Annotated in this window: 19 protein-coding genes and 1 pseudogene; 7 read left to right on the plus strand and 13 right to left on the minus strand. The window is 68.2% G+C overall.

Annotated elements, in window-relative coordinates:
* Nucleotides 1-772, minus strand: a pseudogene (locus tag LFM09_RS48285) (hypothetical protein); the annotation flags it as partial.
* Between the two features lie 172 nt (nucleotides 773-944).
* Here LFM09_RS48285 and LFM09_RS48290 point away from each other — a divergent pair.
* Both LFM09_RS48290 and LFM09_RS48295 read left to right on the plus strand, forming a co-directional pair.
* Entirely contained in the window at nucleotides 945-1568 is a 624-nt protein-coding gene (locus tag LFM09_RS48290) for a hypothetical protein (protein ID WP_414103402.1), read from the plus strand.
* Nucleotides 1565-3184, plus strand: coding sequence for a serine/threonine-protein kinase (locus LFM09_RS48295; protein WP_414103403.1), 1620 nt, complete (start codon nucleotides 1565-1567; stop codon nucleotides 3182-3184). Before LFM09_RS48290 ends, LFM09_RS48295 begins: the two co-directional genes overlap by 4 nt.
* Here LFM09_RS48295 and LFM09_RS48300 read toward each other — a convergent pair.
* Complete coding sequence (locus LFM09_RS48300; RefSeq protein WP_414103404.1) at nucleotides 3171-3791, minus strand: TetR/AcrR family transcriptional regulator; 621 nt, start codon at nucleotides 3789-3791, stop codon at nucleotides 3171-3173. The genes LFM09_RS48295 and LFM09_RS48300 overlap by 14 nt on opposite strands.
* Nucleotides 3792-3829: 38 nt before the next feature.
* Between LFM09_RS48300 and LFM09_RS48305 the strand changes: the two genes are divergently transcribed.
* A complete protein-coding gene (locus LFM09_RS48305) occupies nucleotides 3830-4954 on the plus strand; it encodes an abortive phage infection protein (protein WP_414103405.1) in 1125 nt (374 codons plus the stop codon).
* A gap of 28 nt (nucleotides 4955-4982) precedes the next feature.
* On the opposite strand, the gene LFM09_RS48310 is transcribed toward LFM09_RS48305, so the two are convergent.
* The 3 genes from LFM09_RS48310 to LFM09_RS48320 form a co-directional block, all read right to left on the minus strand.
* Complete coding sequence (locus LFM09_RS48310) at nucleotides 4983-6230, minus strand: sensor histidine kinase (protein WP_414103406.1); 1248 nt, start codon at nucleotides 6228-6230, stop codon at nucleotides 4983-4985.
* Between the two features lie 437 nt (nucleotides 6231-6667).
* Entirely contained in the window at nucleotides 6668-7297 is a 630-nt protein-coding gene (locus tag LFM09_RS48315; protein WP_414103407.1) for a DUF4360 domain-containing protein, read from the minus strand.
* A gap of 75 nt (nucleotides 7298-7372) precedes the next feature.
* Entirely contained in the window at nucleotides 7373-7999 is a 627-nt protein-coding gene (locus LFM09_RS48320) for a DUF4360 domain-containing protein (RefSeq protein WP_414103408.1), read from the minus strand.
* Nucleotides 8000-8193: 194 nt separating this feature from the next.
* Here LFM09_RS48320 and LFM09_RS48325 point away from each other — a divergent pair, with 194 nt between their 5' ends.
* A complete protein-coding gene (locus LFM09_RS48325) occupies nucleotides 8194-8583 on the plus strand; it encodes a response regulator (RefSeq protein WP_414103409.1) in 390 nt (129 codons plus the stop codon).
* Here the strand turns inward: LFM09_RS48325 and LFM09_RS48330 are convergent.
* Nucleotides 8571-11474, minus strand: coding sequence for a substrate-binding domain-containing protein (locus LFM09_RS48330; RefSeq protein ID WP_414103410.1), 2904 nt, complete (start codon nucleotides 11472-11474; stop codon nucleotides 8571-8573). The genes LFM09_RS48325 and LFM09_RS48330 overlap by 13 nt on opposite strands.
* A 122-nt stretch (nucleotides 11475-11596) precedes the next feature.
* Between LFM09_RS48330 and LFM09_RS48335 the strand changes: the two genes are divergently transcribed.
* The 3 genes from LFM09_RS48335 (at nucleotide 11597) to LFM09_RS48345 (ending at nucleotide 14304) form a co-directional block, all read left to right on the plus strand.
* A complete protein-coding gene (locus LFM09_RS48335) occupies nucleotides 11597-12859 on the plus strand; it encodes a hypothetical protein (RefSeq protein ID WP_414103411.1) in 1263 nt (420 codons plus the stop codon).
* 154 nt (nucleotides 12860-13013) lie between these two features.
* Nucleotides 13014-13655, plus strand: coding sequence for a hypothetical protein (locus LFM09_RS48340; RefSeq protein ID WP_414103412.1), 642 nt, complete (start codon nucleotides 13014-13016; stop codon nucleotides 13653-13655).
* A 10-nt stretch (nucleotides 13656-13665) separates the two neighbouring features.
* Nucleotides 13666-14304, plus strand: coding sequence for a class I SAM-dependent methyltransferase (locus tag LFM09_RS48345; RefSeq protein ID WP_414103413.1), 639 nt, complete (start codon nucleotides 13666-13668; stop codon nucleotides 14302-14304).
* Here LFM09_RS48345 and LFM09_RS48350 read toward each other — a convergent pair.
* Genes LFM09_RS48350 through tkt form a run of 7 tightly spaced genes read right to left on the minus strand, consistent with a single transcriptional unit; the run spans nucleotide 14288 to nucleotide 22904 of the window.
* Complete coding sequence (locus tag LFM09_RS48350) at nucleotides 14288-14722, minus strand: GNAT family N-acetyltransferase (RefSeq protein ID WP_414103414.1); 435 nt, start codon at nucleotides 14720-14722, stop codon at nucleotides 14288-14290. The two genes, LFM09_RS48345 and LFM09_RS48350, sit on opposite strands and share 17 nt — an antisense overlap.
* A gap of 52 nt (nucleotides 14723-14774) precedes the next feature.
* Nucleotides 14775-15554, minus strand: coding sequence for a 6-phosphogluconolactonase (gene pgl / locus LFM09_RS48355; RefSeq protein WP_414103415.1), 780 nt, complete (start codon nucleotides 15552-15554; stop codon nucleotides 14775-14777).
* Nucleotides 15551-16564 carry a glucose-6-phosphate dehydrogenase assembly protein OpcA gene (gene opcA, locus LFM09_RS48360; RefSeq protein WP_414103416.1) on the minus strand — a complete coding sequence of 338 codons (1014 nt, stop codon included), beginning with the start codon at nucleotides 16562-16564 and terminating at the stop codon, nucleotides 15551-15553. The genes pgl and opcA overlap by 4 nt, the downstream gene beginning before the upstream one ends.
* Entirely contained in the window at nucleotides 16561-18096 is a 1536-nt protein-coding gene (zwf, locus tag LFM09_RS48365; protein ID WP_414103417.1) for a glucose-6-phosphate dehydrogenase, read from the minus strand. The genes opcA and zwf overlap by 4 nt, the downstream gene beginning before the upstream one ends.
* Nucleotides 18093-19697: a glucose-6-phosphate isomerase gene (locus LFM09_RS48370; RefSeq protein ID WP_414103418.1), complete on the minus strand. Its 1605-nt coding sequence runs from the start codon at nucleotides 19695-19697 to the stop codon at nucleotides 18093-18095. The genes zwf and LFM09_RS48370 overlap by 4 nt, the downstream gene beginning before the upstream one ends.
* A gap of 7 nt (nucleotides 19698-19704) precedes the next feature.
* Nucleotides 19705-20817, minus strand: coding sequence for a transaldolase (tal, locus tag LFM09_RS48375; protein WP_414103419.1), 1113 nt, complete (start codon nucleotides 20815-20817; stop codon nucleotides 19705-19707).
* Nucleotides 20814-22904 (minus strand): transketolase, encoded by a 2091-nt coding sequence (tkt, locus tag LFM09_RS48380; RefSeq protein WP_414103420.1) that lies wholly within the window; start codon nucleotides 22902-22904, stop codon nucleotides 20814-20816. Before tkt ends, tal begins: the two co-directional genes overlap by 4 nt.
* Between the last annotated feature and the right edge of the window lie 79 nt (nucleotides 22905-22983).

The raw sequence follows: 22983 nt of genomic DNA on the forward strand, positions 1-22983 counted from the left end.
GCCGGCCGGGCTCGATGCTCGCGAACTTCACCGGCGACGTGAACTCGCCGTTCTCGTCGGCGACGGCCTTGCCGACGTCCTGACCGAGCGACTTCAGCGTGACGGCAGCGCCCTTGGGGCAGCCGGTGCCGGTCGCGGTCAGGTCCTCGCCGGGCTGGATGTTGTCCTTGTCGAGCACCAGCACGCCGTCGCCGGGGTCGGACGGCTCGCTGGAGGACGGCGTCTCCGAGGAGGACGACGGTGTGTCCGTGGTCGTCGTCGTGGTGACGGGCGGAGTGGTGGTGGTCGTGGTCGTGCGCGGCGGGTTCGTCACGGGCGGACGCGTCACGGGCGGGTTCGTCACCGGTGGCTGCGTGACGGGCGGCTGCGTGGTCGTCGTCGTGGGCCGTGGCGGCGTCGTGGTGGTGGTCGGCGGGATGCGGACCGTGAACGTCGTGGACGCCGACCCGGCCGGGCAGGACGTCGCCTGGACCGTGACGCGGTGGCTACCGGCCGTGGCGTTGGACGGAACCGTTGCCGAACCGGAACCTGTTCCGCGACCTGTACCAGTGCCGCTGCCCACTACCGTCTTGCCGTCCCACAGGACGCGCATCGCATAGCTCGTGCAGTCCGGGTCGTAGAAGATCCCGGTCCACGCGACCTTGAAGGCCGATCCGGGGGCGCCGGCGTTCGGGCTCGCCGAGAGCGTCGGCGGCTGCTGGGCCGTCGCCGGTGTGGCGCTCAGCACCGTAACACCGGCCGTGATGGCCACGAGTAAGCCTAAAGACCGCATTCCCTCTCCCCGGATCAGAACCTAAGGTGCGCTAGTGAGACGTCGCATGGCCGGTGCAGGTTTACTGCTGTGGTGCGGAATTATGCTGCTGCCGTCAACGGCGTCCGCACAGGACGGGTCTGTTCAGCTCGAGGCCGATGTGGACGGTAGGCCGGTTGGAGCAGGGACCCTCGTGCTGGACCCCGAGAAGGCCGCGAAGGTCTCGGTCACGGTCCGCAACAACACGAACACCGTGCAGCGCGTGAAGACCGTGCGGATCAGCGGCACCGCGCTCGCGTTGACCTTCTTCGCCTACGACACAACGGTTCCGTTCGACGTGCCGCCGAAGTCCGAGGAGACGCGCTCGTTCCCGCTCGACCCCAGTGACCTCGGTTCGCAGGCCATTGGTCTCCTTCCGGTCACGGTTGAGGTCATCGACGTGCAACGGGAGTCCATCGCGTCGGTCGAGACGACCGGTGACATCCGCGGGTCGCTGTGGTCGGTGTACGGCGCGTTCGGGCTGGGCGTGCTGGTGCTGACGGCGTTGTCGTGGGCAGGCGCGCTGATCGCCCTGGCCCGCCGCCGCCTGCCCCACAACCGCTGGCAACGGGCGATGCGGTTCCTGCCGGCCGGGATCGGGACCGGGCTCATCGCGGTGATCTCGTTGTCGGTGCTGCGACTGGTGGCGCCGTCGCCGTCGGCCGAGATCCCGTTCATCCTGGGCGCGGCGGCCGCGGCGTTTGTTCTTGGCTATGTGACACCGCATCCCGGTGAGCAGCAACCGTCCGAAATGGATACCGTGAGGATTCAACGGTGACTTTGTCCAGTGTGGTCGCCGCCCTGCCGCAGTACGCCGTCGGCGAGCAGATCGGCGAGGGCGGGATGGGCGTCGTCTACGGCGGCGTGCACCGCCAGCTCGGCCGTCCGGTGGCGATCAAACGGCTGCCGCACGCGGTGGCCGAGGACCCGCGGATGAGCGAGCGCTTCGAGCACGAGGCGCGGTTGCTGGCCCGGCTCGACCACCCGCACATCGTGCCCGTGTACGACTACGTCCGGCAGCAGGGCGAGCACCTGCTGGTGATGGAACGCCTCGACGGCGGCACGGTCTGGTCGCGGTTCTCCTCCGACGGCCTCACCGCGCAGCAGTCGTGCGGCATCGTGCTGGCCGCGTTGTCCGGTCTGCACGCGGCGCACGAGGCGGGTGTGCTGCACCTGGACGTGAAGCCGAAGAACCTGCTCTTCACCGCGACCGGCGTGGTGAAGGTGGCGGACTTCGGCATCTCGCAGGTGGTGTCGGAGGGTGCCACGCTCGTGACGCACGGCGGCGCGGTGCTCGGCACACCCGCGTACATCGCGCCGGAACAGGCGATGGGCAACGCGTTGACGCCGGCGGCGGACGTCTACGCGACCGGCACGGTGCTCTATGAGCTGTTGAGCGGCGATCTGCCGTTCGAACGCGGTGGCGGCCCGATCGCGATGATCCAGAAGCGGGTGTACCAGGAGCCGCGGCCGTTGCAGAACGTGCCGGAACCCCTTGCGGGCGTGGTGATGCGCAGCATCGCGCGGGACCCGTCGGCGCGGTATCGCAACGCGGAGACGTTCGCGATCGACCTGTCCGCGGCGGCGGGCGCATTGTTCGGTTCGGACTGGTTGATGCGCCTCGGCATGCCCGTGCACCTCGCACCGCAGGTGTCGGCGTCGTCCACGCGCCCGTCGTTGCGGCCCGTCGAGCGCGACACGGCTTCTCTGACGCAACAACCGATCCGGGCCACGCTGGTCGACCCGATCCCGGCCGCGCGGCTCAGCGGCAGCAGCACGCTGGTGCCGGCCTCGTCGGTGATCAAGCCGCCCACCACGCCGTGGGCGCTCTGGCTGGTGGCCGCGGTCGCGTTGCTGGCACTGGTGACCGTGCCGTTCATGACGTCCGTCGACCCGTCGCAGGTCGTCATCACTCAGGACCTCGCAGGCCCGGTGAAGGAGGAGGGCACGCGGCTGCAGGTGACGCTGGCGGGCATCCCGCTCGCCGACGTGCCGACGCGTGGACCCGAGGGCTTCGAGCTGCCGGGCGCCACGCGGTGGATCGTGGGCGGGGTGGTGTCGGCGACCGTGGAGGCTCCGGACGGCACGCAGAAGGCGTTCCTGCTCGGGTCCGACCGGACGCCGTGGCTGAGCATCATGGGCACCGGGTCGGCGCTGTTGCTGCTCTTCACGCTGGCGTACCTGGAGTCGAACCTGCGGGCGCTGCGCAAGCGGCAGACCGGGATGGCGGCGGTGATCGCGTCGGTGCCGCTCGGGTTCGGGCTCGGTCTGGCCGTGTGGTTGCTGGTCTCGGTGTTGCTGAAGCACGAGCCGACGCTGCCCATCGCGTTGACGTGCGGTGTGCTCGGTGCGGCGGCGGGCCTCAGCGCTTCACTGGCGTCTAAGCGTCCCTGACCGCTCGTTCGAACAGGTCTGCCAGTTCCTTCGCGTAGGCCGTGACGTCGGTGTCCGGCCGGGCCCAGAGCTCGGCCGGCGTGGCCTCCATCGCGGCCAGCACCGACACGGCCATCACGCGCGGCGCGAACTCCCGGAACTCGCCCTGTTCCTGACCCTCGCGGAACATGTCCTCCAGCTCGGTCAGCGTGCTGGCGTTCTGCTCCTCGGCCCACGTCCTCGCGGCCTCGGCGTCGCGGGCGGCCGCGGCGATCTGGCTGATGGCGATCAGCTCGGCCGGGTGCTCTGCGCAGTAGTGGACGAAGCCCTCGATCAGACCTCTTAGCGCGGCGCAGTAGCTCTCCGAACCCTCGGTGCGCGCGCTCAGCGCGTGGTCCATCGAGTCGTGCACGGTCAGCATGACCTGCTTCATCAGTTCTTCGCGCTTGGCGAAGTGGTACGTGATCAGCCCCGGGCTGATGTCCGCACGCTGCGCGATCTGCACGAACGACGCCTTCGCGTACCCGATCTCGGCGATCGTCGCGATGGTCGCGGCGACGATCTGACCGCGCCGGGCGTCCTCGATGAAGCTGCGCTTCTGGCCGCCCGACCGATTTTCTGGTTGCATGACCAGTAGCCTAGTTGAGCAACTAGTCAGGGGGAAAGATGATCAACCGAAAGGTGTTTCTGAGGTCACTCGCCGGTGCCGCGGCGCTGCTGGGACTGGGCGGGGGTACGGCGGTCGCCGCCGGGGGAGCAGGTCGCGCGGCCGGCAGGCTGCGTGGCGGCGTTTGTTACGACACCGGCGTCCTCCACGCGGCAGGGGAGCCACTCAGCCGCGTGCGGTGGAGCCGTCAGCTGCTCGAACGTGAGATCGCCATGATCGCCAACGACCTGCGCTGCCCGTCGATCACGGCGTTCGGCAGCGACCTCGGCCGCCTCGCCGAGACGACGGACGCGGCCTTACGCCGTGGCATGCAGGTGTTCGTGCAGCCCAGGTTCTATGACCACCCGCAGACCGAGATCCTGGCGCACATGGCCGAGGCCGCACGTCAGGCCGAGCGCAGGCGGACCGGCGACAACGTCAAGTTCGTCACCGGCTGCGAGCACTTCCTGTTCACGCCGGGCATCGTCCCCGGCGACACGTTCCTCGAGCGCATCGAGAACATGCCGTCGATCCCGCAGTCGGACTGGCCCGCGATCGTCCGGCGGTTCCGCGAGTTCATGGCCAAGGCCGTCGAGGTCACCCGCCGCGAGTTCCACGGCCGGATCACCTACGGTGCCGCCGCCGGTGCCGACGCGATGTGGAACGACTGGTCGTTGTTCGACATCGTCGGCCTCGACTACTACGCGCACTTCGAGACCGATGCCGAGTACACGACGGACCTCGACAAGTACCGGCGCTGGGGCAAGCCGCTGATGATCCTGGAGTTCGGCTGCTGCACCTTCACGGGTGCGGCGAAGGCCGGCGGGATGGGATGGGACATCGTCGACTACGAGGCCGACCCGCCCGTGATCAAGCCGGGTTTCGAGCGCGACGAACGTGAGCAGGCCGAGCACGTCGCTCGCATGCTGCGCGTGTTCGGCACCCAGCCGGACGTCGCGGGCGCGCACCTGTACTCGGCGATCTCACCGGACTCGCCGCACCACCCGACGTGCCGCGACCGCGACTACGACATGGCGTCGTACGGCCTGTTCAGGCCGATCCGTGAGCGGTTCGACGACGACAACTCGCCGTACCGGCTGGAACCGAAGAAGTCCTTCTACGCGTTCCAGCGGCACAACCGTTAGTCAGCACGACCGTTAGTCGGCACGACAGTTAGTCGGCGACGATCCGTTGCTTGGGGAACGACGCTGAAACGAGGAAGCCGCCCTCCTCGGTCGGCCCGGCGGAGAACTCACCGCCGAGCAGGGCGGCGCGCTCGCGGAGGCCGACCAGGCCGTGGCCTCCACTGGGCAGCGACGACGACGTGCCGGACGCGGTGTTGCGCACCTCGACCAGCACGTCGTCCTCGTCGGCGTCGATCAGCACGGTCGCCGACGACCCGGCGGCGTGCTTGCGGATGTTGGTCAGGGCCTCCTGCACCGTCCGGTAGACGGCACCCGACACCGGTGCGGCGAGGTCCTCGACCGCACCCTTGACCTGCATGGACACCTCGAAGCCCGCGTCGGCGGCAAGTTCGGACAGCTCCTCGACGCCCGGCTGGCTGTCCTCCGTAGTGCGCAGGACCGACACGAGCTGACGGAGTTCGTCGAGAGTGCGGGTCGACAACGTGCGGATGGTGCCCGCGACCTGCTTGTGCTCGGCGTTGGCGAGCGCCATGCGCAGCGCTCCGGCCTGCATGGCGATGAGGCTGACCTGATGGGAGACGACGTCGTGCATCTCGCGGGCGAGCTTTGCCCGTTCGTCCGCTCTGATGGCGTGCGCGTGCAGCACACGCTCTCTCTCGCGTGACTCGGCGAGCTCAACGATGCGATTGGACAGCTCTTGGCGTGCGTGCGCCAACAGGGCGACGGCGATCGGCAGGCCCGCGATGATGAAGCCACCGATCGCCGAGGCGAAGTGGCCGTACGGCGGTCGCTCGATGAACTCCGACGGCGGCCACGCCATGAAGTAGCTCAGCCAGAACAGCACCCCGGCGACCTTGGTCTGCCAGGACGTCAGGTAGCGGCGCGCCACCGTGTAGAGCGCGATCATCGCGGCGAGCTGCGCGAAGCCGGTGAAGAAGCCGGGGATGGTCAGCAGGGCGATGAGGAACGGGAAGCGGCGCCGGCCGATCAGCACGATCGCCGAGATCCAGGACAGCCACTCGGAGTGGAACGGCACCTCGGGCAGGCCCACCGGGTCGGCCTTGACCCACCGCATCCGCAGCCAGGCGTCGAGCAGCGCTATCAGCACGAGTCCCACGTCGAGCAGGACCATGCGGTAGTCGCTGAGCAGCGACTTGCGCGAGCTGACCTCGGTGTCGGTCTTCCGGCGTGCCGGAAGCAGCGTGGTGGTCAGGATCCGGCCTCCCCTGTCAGGCGTTCGGTCCTCACCGTACTGCGCGTATGCAGCGGTTGGCATTGGCTGCCCCTTCACCCCGACCTGCCCCGTCAGGGGTTAAGACGCCCTTTGACGTGGATTGGTACGGCGCAGGGCTCACATATGTGCTACCGCACACGCCCCGAAGGACGCGTGCGGTAGTCAAGGCACTACGTAGTGCCGTGACCGGCAACCTTCACCGCGTATTCCGGCGCCCAGCAGGGCGCCTCGCGGCACGTCCCCGCGCCCAGCAACCAACACAGCCAACCAGGACGAGGACGCGGGGCCGGCATCACGATGCACCCGTCTGGACACCGACATGCGGGGGCTAAGGCTGCCGGTCACGACACTAGGGGCAGCGCTTCCAGGAGAAACGGTAGGTCGTGTCGATGGCGCCGTCGGTCGAGTCCATCGAGACGAANTCACGATGCACCCGTCTGGACACCGACATGCGGGGGCTAAGGCTGCCGGTCACGACACTAGGGGCAGCGCTTCCAGGAGAAACGGTAGGTCGTGTCGATGGCGCCGTCGGTCGAGTCCATCGAGACGAAGCTCGTCGTCGTGGTCGTGTCCGAGGTGCCCTTGTAGACGCGGAGCTCGGTGTTGATGTTGAAGTTCCGCCGCTCGCCGCAGGGGGAGTAGACGATCGCGGCGATCTCGGTCGTGTCGGTGGCCTGCCAGTCGTCGCTGTGCGGGCCGTTGTACCGGTGGGTGGCCGTGTCGTTCTGCGACATGCCCTGGAAGTAGTAGTTGGCCTTCTGGATGGCGTAGGCGCCGCGCTCCAGGTGCGCGAACCCTCTGTAGTCGGCTTGAGCGATGCCGTAGGTGAAGCCCTGCGGGACGTTCACGCGCAGGTTGATCTGGCAGTTCTTGCGGAAGTCGGTCGGGCTGGCACCGACGCCGAGCTGGGCCAGGTAGTCGCTGTAGGTGACGGTGAAGGCCTTGTTGTCCTCGGACACCGCGACGGCGGCCGTGCCTGCCGGGCAGCCGGAGCCGTTGATCGTGACGATGTCGATCGTGATGTGGTCGGGCGGCGGCGTGTCGTTCGGTGCGCCGGGCGGGATGATGATGGACGAAGCCAGCAGGGCAGCGGCAACCGCGTTGAGCATGAGGGACCTTTCCGACGCGTCTCGCAGGGTGGTGTGGCGGCGAGTTTCAAGGTGGCGGCGGCCAGGGTTGAAAAATCAGCAACGCTTCCAGGAGAAGTTGAACAGGGTGCGCACTTCTCCCCGCGTGTAGTCCATCGTCATGAAACTGTTTGTATTGGCATCCGACGTTCCCTTGTCAACGCGCAGGGCGCTGTTGACGTTGAGATTCCGCTTCTCGCCGCACGGTGCGTAGACGATGTCCGCGAACTCGGTTCGGTGAGTGACCGACCAGTTGTCGTCGAACGGCCCGGTGAACGTGTGCTTCTTCAAGTTGTTCGCTGACGAACCTTGGAAGTAGTAGTTCACGCCCTGATGCCCGGTCGCGCCGCGTTCGAGGTGTGCGAAGCCCGCGTACGTTGCCTGCGCGATGCCGTAAGTGAAGCCCTGCGGGGTGTTGATCTGCAGGTTGAGCTGGCAGTTCTTCCGGAAGTCGGTCGCTCCGGCACCCTTGCCGGCCTGGGCGAGGTAGTCGCTGTAGATCACCCAGAACGAGGTGTTGTCCGAAGAGACGATCACTTCCGCGGTGCCCTGCTTGCACCCGGAACCGTTCACCGTCACCACGTCGATCGTCACCCGGTCCGAAGGAATTGTCTCGGCGTGCGCGGGTGCGGACGACAATGTGAACAGCACGGCCAGAGCGGCTGCTGCCGTCGCTTTACGCATGAAGTTGGCCTTTCCTGGTGCCTCTTTCTCAGCGTGGAGCGGCAGCGGTGCCGCGAAGGTTAGCGCAGACCCTCAACCAATGGTGTGATCCAAATGGCCCATGTCACTCTGGTGGAGCAGTTCGTGAAGAATTACCAAAATTCGTCGAAGACCTGGTGCTGAGGGAACGAATAGTTTCCGGCATACTGACGCGCATGTCGCAAGCTGGGCTGGTGCTCGTGGTCGAGGACGAGGACCCCGTGCGGAGGTACACCGTCAGCCTGCTCGAGGAGCTCGGCTTCACAGTCCTGCAGGCCAGCGACGGTGTCGAAGCGATCGAGATCCTCCGCGCCCGCCGCGCGGAGATCAGCGCGATGCTGCTCGACCACAGCATGCCGGGACTGTCCGGCGAGGAGGTGCTGGCCGTCGTCGAGCGCGAGGGCCTCGCCGTGCCTGTCGTGCTGACCAGCGGACACGACCGAACATCACTGGAGCGCCGGTTCGCCGGCCACGACGTCGCGGGCTACCTGCAGAAGCCGTTCCGCATCGAGAAGCTCGACGAGATCGTGCGCCAGGCCGTGGCCAAGCGAGCTCAGGCCTCCTGATCCAGGATCTGACGGACGCGTTCCAGCAGCTCTGACTCCGCGTACGGCTTGGTGATCAGCACCTCGCCGTCGAGGACCTCGTCCGTCGTGTACCCGGACATGTAGATCACGGCGGGCGCGGCGCCGGTCGAGCGCAGCAGCCGGACCAGCTCGGGACCGCCCATCTTCGGCATCACGACGTCGGTCAGCACGAGGTCGATCGTGCTGCGGTGCGCGGTGGCCAGCTGCAGCGCCTCCTGGCCGTCGCTCGCCTCGATCACCGCGTAGCCCGCGGTCTCCAGCGAGCGCCGCGCCATGATCCGCACCTGGGCGTCGTCCTCCACCAGCAGCACGGTGCCCGCGCCCTGGTGTGCGGGGGTGCGGCGCGCGCACGGTGCTTCGGGGGTGCCGTCGCGGTCGTGCGGCACCGGCAGGTAGACCTCGACCGTCGTGCCCTCGCCGAGTGCGCTGATCACCTCGATCTGGCCGCCGGACTGCTGCACGATGCCGAACACCGTGGACAGGCCGAGCCCGGTGCCCTTGCCGACCGGTTTGGTGGTGAAGTACGGCTCGAACACCTGCGCCTGCACGTCCGGTGCCATTCCCGCGCCCGTGTCGTTGACCCGCATCACTACGTACTCGCCTGGGCGCACGCCGACGATCCGGCCGGTGTCGCCGTGGCCGAGCGTGGCGTCCGCGATCGAGACGGTCAGCGTGCCGCCGTCGGGCATGGCGTCGCGGGAGTTGACCGCGAGGTTGAACAGGATCTGCTCGACCTGGCCCGCGTCCGCCCACACCTGTGAGACGTGCTCCGGCAGGTGCATCTCCAGCTCGATGTGGTCGCCGACGAGCGTGCGCAGCATCGAGTGGACCTTGGTGAGGTTGGTGCGGAGGTCCAGCGACTCCGGGTGCAGGACCTGCTGGCGGGTGAACGCGAGCAGCTGCCTGGTCAGGTTCGCGGCCCGTTCGCCGGCGTGCCTGATGTCCTCGATGGCCGTGCGGCGCGGGTCGTCCTGGAGCGTGCGCCGCAGCAGCATCTCGCTGTTGCCGTTCACCACCGTCAGGATGTTGTTGAAGTCGTGCGCGATGCCACCGGTCAGCCGGCCGATGGCCTCCATCTTCTGCGCGTGCCGCAGCTGTGCCTCGGTCTCGCCGACGCGTTCTTCGAGCCGTGCGCGCGCGTCCTTCAGTTCTTGCATGAGCCGGATGCCTTGCAGCGCACTGCTGAGCTGCTGCTGCACGGCCTCGTAGATCCAGCCCTGCTCCGGGCCTTCCTCGAAGATCACGTACCCGAGGTGGTCGTCGTCGGTGTAGAGCGGGGCGAGCAACGCGCTGAACGGCTCGTCCCTTCTGAAGGAGTACGGCGTCAGGTTGATGGCGGGGAACGCGCTTTCGGGGGTGTCCTTGAGTTCCCCGTCCTCGTACCGCACGAGCGCGCGCGCCGTGCCCGCGGTGTCGTACGCCATGACGTGGCAGCCGGGGATGCCGAGCCGGGGGAGCTCGTCGACGAGCGCGTCGGTCAGTTCCTCCACGTCGCGTGCCGCGATGAGCCGTTGGCCGGCTTCGCGCACCGTCTGGTCGTGGCGTTCGTGCGAGAGGTATTTGAAGCGTGCGTCCGTGGCGAACGCATCGCCCACAAGGAGTTGCACGCGCAGCCACAGATCGTTGATCAGCGTGGCGTCACTGATGCGGGCCGTCACGAACCGATGCAGGTCGAACAGCGGTGGCCACCACCGCTCCGGCTCGCACCCGGCGCGCGCACTCGCGCGGATGTACATCGCCAGCAGCTTGAGGAACTCCGCGCCCTCGACCTCACCACGGCCCGCCGCCATCAGTTCGACGATCAGCTGCTCGGCCCAGCCGTCCGGCAGCTTCGTGGACAACGGCCCGAGCGAGCTGCGCAGGTGGTCCGCCACCGTGGCCGCGGTCGCCGACTCGGAGATGTTCAGCCGGCCGTGCGCGGGGGCGTGGTCGCCGAGTCCGGACGGCAGGCAGCCGCACGACCTCCTGACGATCAGGTCGGTCGGCATCGTCTGGATCGGCAGCGTCGGCTCGCCGTTGACCAGCGCCAACGCCAGTTCCGCCGCCCGGACACCCATCTCGTGGAACGGCGCCCGCACCGTGGTGAACGCGGGCGTCGCCGCGTCGATGTTCACCTTGCGGCTGACCCTCGCCTCGTGCCCGTCGCCGGTGGTGGTGACGTAACCGAGGTCGTGCGTGCGGACGTTGGTGTGGTTGTCGTACCCGACGACGGCAATGTCTTCTGGCGTGCGGAAGCCGTGCTCCTCCAACGCCGACACGACACCGATCGCGTAGTCGTCGTTGGCGGCCGCGATCGCGTCCGGCGGCACTTCGACCTGGGAAAGCATCTTGCGCACCGCGTCGGCCGCGCCGCTCGGTTCCCAGATGAACGAGCCGGGCATGGTCACCAGCTCGGGGTCCAGCGGAATCCCGTGCTTGAGCAGCGAGTCCACGTACCCCTGGTACCGCTCCTGGGCGCCCGCATGCGTTTGCGGACCCCTGATGAACGCGATCCGGCGCTTCCCGTGCACCTCGATGAGGTGGTCAACGGCCTGTTCCATGCCGCCTTGGTTGTCCATCAAGATGGTCGGCCACTGCGCGAGAGACGTCTCCACACTGACCATCGGCATCGGCGCGTACCGCTTGACGTACTCCTGCATGCCCGTCGACCCGATGAGCTGCCCCACGCGCGTAGTCCACACGACGAGCGCATCGATCCGATTCGGCGAGATCAGGTCGTACACCCGGTTCGCCCGCCGCTTGTGCAGGTCCGGGTGGTCCAGTTCGCTGCCCACGAAGCACACGAGGTCGCACCCGAGGTACTGAGCCCCGTCGCTGACACCGCGCCACTGCTCGCCCGCGAGCTCGATGAGCGGGCCAGCGGTGATCATCCCGATGGTGGGACGTCGCTTCGCACTGCCGTTCGCCACAAAACCCCCGCTACTCAACGCGATTCGGGATGATACGCGTTGTCGGGGGGAATGCCCGTCGCGTTACCCGGGGGATTGGTCCGATGGATACCGCTTTGGAGGGGCTGGCGTCGAACCCCGCGCTGCCCGCTTCACTGCTGGACCGGTTGGTGCTGGTCGAGGACGAGGCAGTGAGCCTCGACCTGGCTCTTCGCCCGGATCTTCGTGGTGCCCACGTGCGTGTTCTGCTCTCGCGTTCTCCCGCGGTCGCGTCCGTCCTGCTGTCGTCGGGCCGGGTTTCGCCTTGTGAGGTGCCCACTTCCGACCCTTGGTTCGCGCTGGTGGTGGCTTCGGTTGTTCCTGCCGTTGCACGTTCTCTGGCCGTGCATCCCGATCCTGCTGTGCGTGTTCGGCTCGCATCATGTTCGTTGTCTCCGGACGTCGTCTTGCAGCTGGTACAGGACTCCTCTGACGACGTGGTCGCCGAGGTCGTGCGCTCGCACGCGGTGCCGCCGGAGCTGGCTCTGGCGTTGAGCACGCACCCTCAGGTCGAGGTGCGCCGGGCGCTGGCTTCGAGCTCTTCCACGCCGGCTGTCGTGCTGGAGCGGCTGAGTTCGGACGAGCGCTGCGCGTACCCGTTGGCGGTGAACCCCGCGACGCCCACGGCTGTCGCGGTGGATCTGATGCGGTTTCCACAGGTGCATTTGTGGCTGGCTGAGCGAACGGACCTGCCGGCTTCGGTGTACTCCCAGCTCGCTGTCGGCGGGCCGCGGATCCAGTCCAGGTTGGTGGCCAATCCAGCGGTTCCTTTGTCGTTGCTGATCTCCGTGGCCGGTTCGCGCGCCGGATCCGGGCTGGTTCCCCGTGTCGCGTCGGCTTCGGAGGCCGAACTCCGTGTTCTGGCTTCGTCCGGGGTTTCCGCGCGGATGCTTCTCGCCGCACGCCCTGATCTGCCCGCGGACCTGTTTTCGTCGTTGGTCGCGGACCCTTCCGTTGCTTCTGTGCTGGTGACCAATCCTTCGTTGACGGTGGCTCAGCTTCGTGGGCTGGTCATGCGGGACGGCCCTGCGCTGTACCCGTGGGCCGCGCGGAATCCCTTGTGCCCTGGGGATCTGTTGCACCACATGGCTTTGCAGGGCTCTGCCTCGGTCGAGACCTACCGGGCGATCGCCGAACATCCTCAGGCTCGTGGCGAGACCTTGTTGCTGTGTTTGGAGGATTCCCAAGCGCGGCACGCGGCGGCCTGCCATCCTCGGTTGCCGGTGGAGAAGATCGTCGAGCTGCTGGGGAGCGAGTTCACGGCACGGCCTGCGGCTTCCAATCCGTCGTTGCCGGTGCACGTGATGGAAGGGTTGTTGAGTTGGTGAACGCTCTGTGCGGCCTCGCGTCCAACCCGGCTCTGCCTGGGTACCTGTTGGAGCGCCTGATCGCGCTGGACGACCGCTCTCTGACGAGTACCTGGTACGCCGGTCCGACCTGACGCCGACGCAGGCGGATCTCCTCGCGGCCAGGAGCGAGCAGGTGCCGGTCGAGGACGACTGCCTGATCGAGCCCACCTGGGAGGACGAGACTCCCCAACGAGCGAGCGACCCGGCCACCCCTGAGGCCGTGCTGCGTGAGCTGGCTCGGAAGTCGAACCGCGAGATCCGGCGCATGATCGTGCAGAACCCGTCGATCCCGCTGGACCTGCTCGTCTCACTGGCACCTCTCGCCCGCACCTTCGACGTGCCGCGCGTGGCCTCAGCTTCCGTCGCCGAGATCCGCATGCTCGCCGCATCTCGCGTGATGCAGGTGCGGAGGCTGGCCGCGTACCGCCACGACCTGCCTCCTGATGTGGTCACCACCTTCCTCGGCGACCCCGAAGCTGAGGTGCGTGCGGGAATCGCTGCCAACCCGGCGCTTTCGGTGGACCAGCTGGAGGACCTGTCGGCGCACGGCGATCCGCGGATCCTCTTCCGTGTCGCGCAGAACCCACGCTGCACACCCGAGCTGCTGCACCGGATGGCCCGGTCTGGTGGGAAGGCTTGCCGCGAGATCGCCAAGCATCCCAACGCTTCCCCGGAGACGTTGCTGCTGTGCCTGCGGGACGAGGAAGCAGCCTTCGCCGCCGCCGCCAACCCCGCGTTGCCGGTAAGCGCCATGGAAGAACTGCTGAGCCGCTAGGTTCTCCGTCGTGCCCGACACCAAAGCCGCCTACGACGCCGTCGCCACCCTCTACGCCGACACCTTCCGCGACATCCTCAAAACCATGCCGCTCGAACGCTCGGTGATCGCCGCGTTCGCCGAACTGGTGCAGACCCACGACGCCGGACCGATCGCCGACGTCGGCTGCGGGCCCGGCCACATCACGGCTTACCTGAACTCGCTCGGGCCCGAGGCGTTCGGCATCGACCTGTCGTCCGAAATGGTTGCCCTGGCCCAGAAAGCGCATCCGGACCTGCGGTTCGAGGAAGGCACGATGACCGCGCTGAACCTCGCCGACGCCGAGCTCGGCGGGATTCTCTCGAACTTCTCCATCATCCACCTGCCGCCGGCGCAGATGCCGCAGGTGTTCGCGGAGTTCGAGCGGGTGCTCGCGAGCGGTGGGCACCTGCTGCTCGGGTTCTACGCGGGTGACGACCGGGAACCGGAGACGTTCGACCACAAGGTCTCACCGGCCTACCGGTGGTCGGCGGACCGGCTCGCGGAGTTGTTGCGGCAGGCGGGATTCAGCGAGGTCGCGCGGCTCGTGCGGGAGCCGCAGGAGGGGGACAAGCGGCAGTTCCAGCAGATCTACCTGCTGATGCGAAAGCCGGTCACGCCCACCACTTGATGAGGTTGGTCTGCTCCTTGCGGACCTCATAACCGTTGGCGGCGTAGAACTCCCGAGCACCCGACCGGTTCTGCCCGGTCACCAGGCGCACCCCGGACGCGCCGTCTGCCCGCGCCCACTCCTCGCCCGCGTCGAGCAGGAGCTTGCCGACGCCCCGGCGCTGGTGGCGGGGCGAGATGGCGATGGTGATGAGGTTCTTCAACGGGCGGTGGTAGGTGTTCTCGTAGTCGCTGAGCTGGATGTAGCCCAGCACGTCGGCGCCGTCCACGGCTACGAACAGCACCACGTTGGGCGCCTTGATGATCCGCTCCAACTGAGCCCGCGTGTCCGTCAACGGGAACTCGTAGCCCAAGGCCGAGCGGTTGATCTCCTGAATGGCCGCAGCGTCGGAGAGGTCGACGTCACGAACCGAAATCATGTTTTCCCCCAACAAAAGAAGGCCCCCGGCGCGAAGCCGGGGGCCGAAGAACTCAAGCCAGCGGTGGCTTGAACAACGCGGGCACCTTCGAGGCAGCTGCAGTGTCCAGCAGCCACAACGTCCGCCGCCGCCCAGTGGCCCCAGCCGCCGGCAGCTGAACCTCACCGGCACCGGTCAGCCCCATCGCCACCGCGGCAGCCTTGCCCTCGCCGGTGGTCATCAGCCAGACCTCCTGCGCGCACCGCACCGAAGACAACGTCAGCGAGACGCGCGTGGGTGGCGGCTTCGGGCAGTTGCGCACCGCCACGACGGTCCGCTCCTTCTCGTACACAGCAGGAGAAGCGGGGAACACCGAAGCCACGTGGCCCTCCTCGCCGACGCCCAGCAGGCAGACGTCGAACGAAGGCACGTCGCCGTGATCCTCGGGGCGAGCCAGAGAGGCCAACAAGGAGGCATACGCCTCAGCGGCGGCCTCCGGGTCGTCGCCGAACTTGCCGTCCGAAGGCTCCATCACGTGCACGCGCGAGGGATCCAGCGGAACGTGGTCCAGCAGAGCCGCGCGGGCCTGCGTCTCGTTGCGGTCCGGGTGGCCGGAAGGCAGGAAGCGCTCGTCGCCCCAGTACAGATCGACCCGAGACCAGTCCACGGCATCGCGGGCGCCGTTGCGGTTCAGGTGTTCCAGGACGGCGGTGCCGGTGCGGCCGCCGGTCAGCACGACGGACGCGTAGCCGCGGGCGGTCTGGGCGTCGACCATGCGGGTCACCAGGCGGGCCGCCGCGGCGGCGGCCAGAAGGTCGCCGTCGCGGTGGACCACCACTTGCGGATTGCTCACGAACTCGCCTTCGCCTTGGGCTTCTTGGCAGCGGTGGCCTTGCCGTTGGACGACTCGGCAGCTGCCTCTTCGGGCTTCGCGGAAGGCACGCGGCCCTTCGCCACCTTCGACAGCGACTTCAGAGCGGCCGCGTAGACCTCGTCCGGGTCGAGGCGGCGCAGCTCCTCGGCCAGGCAGTCCCGGATCGAACGGCGCTGCAGAGCGACGCGGCGTGACGGCTGGCCCGGCTGCGAGAGCGTGCCGACCTTGCCGTCCGGACGGAGCAGGTCCACGTCACCGGACGCGCGGCCCAGGCGGACCTGCACGATGCCCTCGCCCGAGGTCGCCTTGAAGCGCTTCGCCGGCACCTTGAGCTTGTCCGTCAGCCAGGCCGCCAGGAGATCCGTGGACGGTGAGTCGGCCTCGCCCGTCACCTCGGCCTCGGTGATCTTGTCGTACGGCGGCAGGTCCAGCGAAGCGGCGAGCATGGCACGCCACAACGTCAGACGCGTCCACGCCAGGTCCGTGTCGCCGGGCGCGTAGTGCGCCTTGCGCGACTCCAGGGCCTTGATCGGGTTCTTCTCGGCGGCCGCGTCGGTGATGCGGCGTTGCGCGAGCTGGCCGATCGGGTCCTTCGACGGCGAGACCGGCGCGTCGAACGGCCACCACGCCACGACCGGGGTGTCCGGCAGGAGCAGCGGCATCACGCAGGACGCGCCCTCCTTGGCGAGCTCGCCGTACAGACGCAGAACCACGACCTCGGACGCACCCGCGTCGCCGCCGACGCGGATCTGCGCGTCCAGGCGAGGAGCCGCCTGGCGAGCGCCGCGGGCCACGACGATCACGCGACACGGGTGTTCGCGCGAGGCGTCGTTGGCCGCGTCGATCGCGGCGTCGGTGCGCTGGCCGTCCTCGGTCACGATGACCAACGTCAGCACGCGACCCAAAGTGGTCGCGCCACCCTCATCCCGCAGACGAACCAAACGCGAGTTGATCTGGGACGTGGTGGTCGAGGGAAGATCGATGATCACGGACGCCTCCAGTGCCTTCCGGTCCTGGCGGTCATCGCGTCCGCCGACGGCGGTCCCCAGGTTCCTGCCTTGTACTTCTCCAACGCCGGCTCGTCCTTGCGAGCCCAGAAATCCAAAACAGGATCCAGGATCTCCCAGGACAGCTCGACCTCGTCGTTCTTCGGGAACAGCGACGGCTCGCCGAGCAGCACGTCCAGCAGCAGCCGCTCGTAGGCCTCCGGCGACGACTCGGTGAACGAGTGGCCGTAGCCGAAGTCCATCGTGACGTCGCGGACCTCCATCGTGTTGCCCGGCACCTTCGAGCCGAACCGGATGGTCACGCCCTCGTCCGGCTGCACGCGCACAACAAGCGCGTTCTGGCCGAGCTCCTCGGTCGCGGTGTCGTCGAACGGCAGGTGCGGCGCCCGCTTGAAGACGACGGCGACCTCGGTGACACGACGGCCCAGACGCTTGCCGGTGCGCAGGTAGAACGGCACCCCGGCCCAGCGACGCGTGTTGATCTCGCAGGTGATCGCGCCGAACGTCTCGGTCTTCGACTCGGGCGAGAACCCGCCCTCCTCCAGCAGACCGGGCACCTTCTGACCGCCCTGCCAACCACCCGTGTACTGGCCGCGCGCGGTGGTCTCCTCGAACGGCTCTGCGGGACGCGTCGCCGAGAGGATCTTCACCTTCTCCGCGCGGAGGTCGGCCGGCTTGAACGAGACCGGCTCCTCCATCGCGATCAGCGCGAGCAGCTGCAGCAGGTGGTTCTGGATGACGTCCCGAGTCGCACCGATGCCGTCGTAGTACCCGGCGCGGCCACCGAGACCGATGTCCTCGGCCATGGTGATCTGCACGTGGTCGACGTAGTTCGAGTTCCAGATGGGTTCGTACAGCTGGTTCGCGAACCGCAGCGCCAGGATGTTCTGGACGGTCTCCTTGCCGAGGTAGTGGTCGATGCGGAACACCGACTCCTCGGGGAAGACCTCGTTGACCGTGCGGTTCAGCTCCTTGGCCGACTTGAGGTCGTGGCCGAACGGCTTCTCGATGACGACCCGCCGCCACTGGTCACGCGAAGTCTGGGCGAGGCCCGCGCGCTTCAGCTGGTTGATCACCGTCGGGAACGCGCCCGGCGGGATCGACAGGTAGAACGCGTGGTTGCCGCCCGTGCCCCGCTCGGCGTCCAGAGCCGCCAGGCAGGAGGCCAGGTTGTCGAACGACGCGTCGTCGTCGAACGTGCCCTGCACGAACCGGATGCCCTCGGCGAGCTGCTGCCAGACCGCCTCGTTGAACGGCGTCCGCGCGTGCTCCTTCACCGCGTCGTGGACGACCTTCATGAAGTCCTGGTCGGCCCAGTCGCGGCGGGCGAAGCCGACGAGCCCGAAGCCCGGCGGCAGCAGACCCCGGTTCGCGAGGTCGTAGATCGCGGGCATCAGCTTCTTGCGCGACAGGTCACCGGTGACACCGAAGATGACCAGCGCGCTCGGGCCCGCGATGCGGGGGAGGCGCTTGTCGCGCGCGTCCCGCAGCGGGTTGCGCCACTTGTCGGTCACGAACCGTCCTCCTGGACTGCCTCGACGAGCTGGGCCAGACCTGCGATGCGGTCTTCGAGGTGAAGCCGCAGTACCGGCCGACCGTGTTCGACCAGCACCTGACCGTCGCCGAGCGCCTGCGCGAGCTGCAGCTGCGCCAGCGTGTAGGGACGGCCGGGCACCTCCAGGTCGTCGCCGGACTCGCCGGTGATCTGGATGAACACGCCGTTCTGGTGACCGCCCTTGTGGTACTGGCCGGTCGAGTGCAGGAAGCGCGGACCCCAGCCGAACGTGGTCTGCAGGTGCGTCCGCTTCGCGATCTCCGCGCGGAGCAACTCGAACGACGCGTCGTCGATCCTGTCCAAGTACGCCTGAACGGAGATGTAGCCGAACTCGGGCGCCACCTCAACCAGCGCCGCAAGCGCTTCCGCGACGGTGTTCACCTTGCGCGGCGCCCAGTCGGTGCCGTGACCCTCGACCGGTCCGTCCACAAAGGACGGCATGGTGGCGGCGACGGCCGGCGCGTCGAGCAGCGCACGCGCGGCCTTCTTCGCGGCCTCCACGTCGGGCTGGTCGAACGGGTTGATGCCGAGCACCCGGCCCACGAGCGCGGTCGCGTACTCCCACAGCAGGAACTGCGCGCCCAGCGGACCCTCGACAGCGACGTGGGACGAACCGGTGGCCGGTCCGATCGCGACGGTCGTGGCGTCCGAACGTGCGTTCACGAAGCCCTCGGCACCGGGTCCCTCGACCACGACGGGCAGCAGGCCAGTGCCGTTCTTGCCGGTCGACTCGGCGATCAGCTGCTCGGCCCAGTCACCGAACCCCTTGATACCCGAACCGGTGTCGGCGAACACGATCTTCTCCGCACCGTGCGCGTGCGCGGCGCCGAAGATCGCGGCCAGCACGACCGCCGGGTTCTCGACCGAGTCCTGCGACAGGACCTTGGCCTCGGCGGCCGCGTCGTCCAGCAGCGACTCGACGTCCGCGCCGGCCAGGTACGACGGCACCAGGCCGAACGCGGTCAGCGCCGAGTAACGGCCACCGACGTTCGGATCGGCCAGGAACACCTTGCGGTAGCCCGCTTCCTCGGACGCCTTCTGCAACGGCGAACCGGGGTCGGTGACCACCACGATGCGCGACGCGGCGTCGATGCCGGCGTCCGCGAAAGCCTTCTCGAAGATGCGCCGGTGGCTGTCGGTCTCGACAGTGCCACCGGACTTGGACGACACCACGATCACCGTGCGCTCGAGGTCACCGGCGAGTGCGTCGGCGACCTGGGCGGGATCGGTGGTGTCCAGCACGACCAGCGGGACGCCCGCGGTCCGCGTGATCACCTCGGGGGCCAGCGACGAGCCACCCATTCCGGCGAGCACAACGCGGTCGACGCCCTCGGCGTGCAGTGCGGCGCGCAGGGCCACGAGCTCGGGGAGCAGTGAACGGGACGTCTCGTGCAACGTCGTCCACGAGAGGCGAATGCTCGCCTCGGACTCGGCTTCCGGCCCCCACAGGGTCGGGTCCTGCGCGGTCAGCTTGCTCGGCACCGAATCCGCGACCAGGTCAGCAGCGATCGTGCTGACCTGGTCGGCGTTCGGTGACCTCACGATTTCGACGGAGGTCACTTCGTGATCAGCCCTTCAGTTGAGCCAGTTGGTTCGTCACCGTCTCGAGCAACTCTTCCCAGGACTTCTCGAACTTCTCGACACCCTCGGTCTCCAGGACCTTGAACACGTCCTCGAGGTCGATTCCCACGGCGGCGAGCTGGTCGAACACCTCCTGGCCCTCAGCGGCGCGTCCGGTGACCGTGTCACCGACGATCTTGCCCGCGTCGGCCACGGCGTGCAGCGTCTTCTCCGGCATCGTGTTCACGACGTCGGCGACGACGAGCTGGTCGACGTAGAGGGTGGGGGAGTAGCTCGGGTCCTTCACACCGGTCGACGCCCACAGCGGACGCTGCGCGTTGGCGCCGTCGGCCTTCAAAGCCTCCCAGCGGGAACCCTGGAACGTCTTCTCGAACGCGCCGTAGGCGATCCACGCGTTGGCCAGAGCAGCCTTGCCGCGCAACGCCTTCGCCTCGTCCGTGCCGATCTTGTCGAGCCGCTTGTCGATCTCGGTGTCCACGCGGGACACGAAGAACGACGCGACCGAGTGGATCGAGCGCAGGTCGTGGCCGTTGGCCTTGGCCTGCTCCAGACCGGCGAGGTAGGCGTCCATGACGGCCTGGTAGCGCTCGGTGGAGAAGATCAGCGTCACGTTGACGGAGATGCCCTCGGCGATCGTCTTGGTGATCGCCGGGAGACCCGCCTCGGTGGCCGGGATCTTCACCAGCAGGTTCGGCCGGTCCACGGTCTTCCACAGGTCCTGCGCCTCGGCCACGGTCTTGTCCGTGTCGAACGCCAGGCGCGGGTCGACCTCGATGGAGACGCGGCCGTCCACGCCGTTCGTCGAGTTGTAGATGTCGCGGAACTTGTCGCACGCGTTGCGCACGTCCGTCGTGGTGACCTCGCGGATGGTCGCCTCGGTGTCGGCACCCCGGTTGGCGAGCTCGCGGACCTGCTCGTCGTAGGACTCGCCCTTCGACAGCGCACCGGCGAAGATCGTCGGGTTCGTCGTGACACCGACGACGTTCCAGTCGCGGATCAGCTCGTCCAGGTTGCCGCTGGTGAGCCGCTCACGCGACAGGTCGTCGAGCCAGATCGAGACGCCCGCTGCGGACAGAGCGACCAGCTTCTCCTTGCTCACTTGTTACCCCTCACTCGCTCCAGCGAACGGCGCGCCGCGGCGACGACGTTCTCCGTCGTGAAGCCGAACTCCTTGAACAACGTCTGGTAGTCGGCCGAGGCGCCGAAGTGCTCGATCGACACGATCTCGCCCGCGTCGCCGACGTGGCGGTACCACGGCTGCGCGATGCCGGCCTCGACCGCGACGCGCGCCTTCACCGACGACGGGATGACCGACTCGCGGTACTCGGCGTCCTGCTTCTCGAACCAGTCGAGGGAAGGCATCGAGACCACACGCACTGCAACGCCCTCGCCCTGCAGAACCTTTCCAGCTTCCGCTGCGATCTGCAGTTCAGAGCCCGTGCCGATGATCACGATCTCCGGGTTCTCGTCACCGAAGAGCACGTAACCGCCGCGCTTCACGCCCTCGGCGGAGGTGCCCTCCAGCGTCGGGACGTTCTGGCGGGTCAGCGCCAGGCCGACCGGGCCGAACTGCTCCAGCACGGCCTTCCACGCGTACGCGGTCTCGTTGCCGTCGCCGGGGCGCACGACCGCGAAGTCCGGGATCGCGCGCAGGGCCGCGAGGTGCTCGATCGGCTGGTGCGTCGGGCCGTCCTCGCCGAGACCGATCGAGTCGTGCGTCCACACGTACGTGACCGCCGCCTGCATGATCGCCGCGAGCCGCACGGACGGACGCATGTAGTCGGAGAACACGAGGAACGTGCCACCGAACGGGCGGGTCGGGCCGTGCAGGGCGATGCCGTTGAGGATCGCGCCCATCGCGTGCTCGCGGACACCGAAGTGCAGCACGCGGCCGTACGGGTCGGCCTTCCACATGCCGGTGGAGATCGACTCCGGGCCGAACGACTTGGCGCCCTTGATGGTCGTCAGGTTCGACTCGGCCAGGTCGGCGGAACCGCCCCACAGCTCGGGCAGCGCCTGAGCCAGCGCGTTGATGACCTCACCGGAGGCCTTGCGGGTCGGGACACCCTTGGCGTCGACCGGGTAGACCGGCAGCGCGTCCGCCCAGCCCTCGGGCAGCTTGCGGGCGATCAGACGGTCGAGCAGCGCCTTGTTCTCCGGGTTGGCCGAGGCCCACGCGTCGAACGAGGACTGCCACTGCGCCTTGGCGTGCTCGCCGCGCTTGACGACCTCGCGGGTGTGGTTCAGGACCTCGTCGGTGACCTCGAAGGTCTGCTCGGGGTCGAAGCCGAGGATCTCCTTGGTGGCCTTGACCTCGTCGGCGCCCAGCGCGGCACCGTGCGCGGCACCGGTGTTCTGCTTGTTCGGCGCCGGGTAGCCGATGATCGTGCGCAGCAGGATGAACGAGGGGCGCTCGGTCTCTGCCTTCGCGTTCTCGATCGCCTGGAGGATGCCCTTGACGTTCTCGCCGGACTCGACGACCTGGACGTGCCAGCCGTAGGCCTCGTAACGCTTCGCGGTGTCCTCGGACAGGGCGATCGTGGTGTCGTCCTCGATCGAGATCTTGTTGTCGTCGTAGAAGACGACCAGGTTGCCCAGCTGCTGCGTGCCGGCCAGCGACGACGCCTCGGAGGTGACGCCCTCCTCGATGTCACCGTCGGAGGCGATCACGTAGATGTTGTGGTCGAACGGGCTCTGACCCGGCGCGGCGTCCGGGTCGAACAGGCCGCGCTCGCGGCGGGCGGCCATCGCCATGCCCACGGCGGAGGCGAGACCGGAGCCCAGCGGGCCGGTCGTGATCTCGACGCCCTTGGTGTGCCCGTGCTCGGGGTGGCCGGGGGTCTTGGAACCCCACGTGCGCAACGCCTTCAGGTCGTCCAGCTCCAGGCCGTAGCCGGAGAGGAACAGCTGCACGTACAGCGTCAGGCTGGAATGTCCGGCGGACAGCACGAACCGGTCGCGGCCGATCCAGTCCGGGTCGGCCGGGTCGTGCCGCAGGACGCGCTGGAACAGCGTGTACGCGAGCGGCGCGAGGCTCATCGCCGTGCCGGGGTGCCCGTTGCCGACCTTCTGCACCGCGTCCGCCGCGAGCAGCCGCGCGGTGTCGACGGCGCGCTGGTCGAGCTCCGTCCAGTCGTCGGGCAGATCGGCCTTCGTGAGCCGGGTGATGTCGTCGGTGACGGTCACGGACTTACAGCTCCACTCTTGTAGCTCGGGCGGGCAGGCTTGATCGATCCCGAACGGCCTGACCCGCGTCTCTCCCTCG

It is taken from the genome of Lentzea alba (genome assembly GCF_047445655.1).
Classification (GTDB): Bacteria; Actinomycetota; Actinomycetes; order Mycobacteriales; family Pseudonocardiaceae; genus Lentzea; species Lentzea alba_A.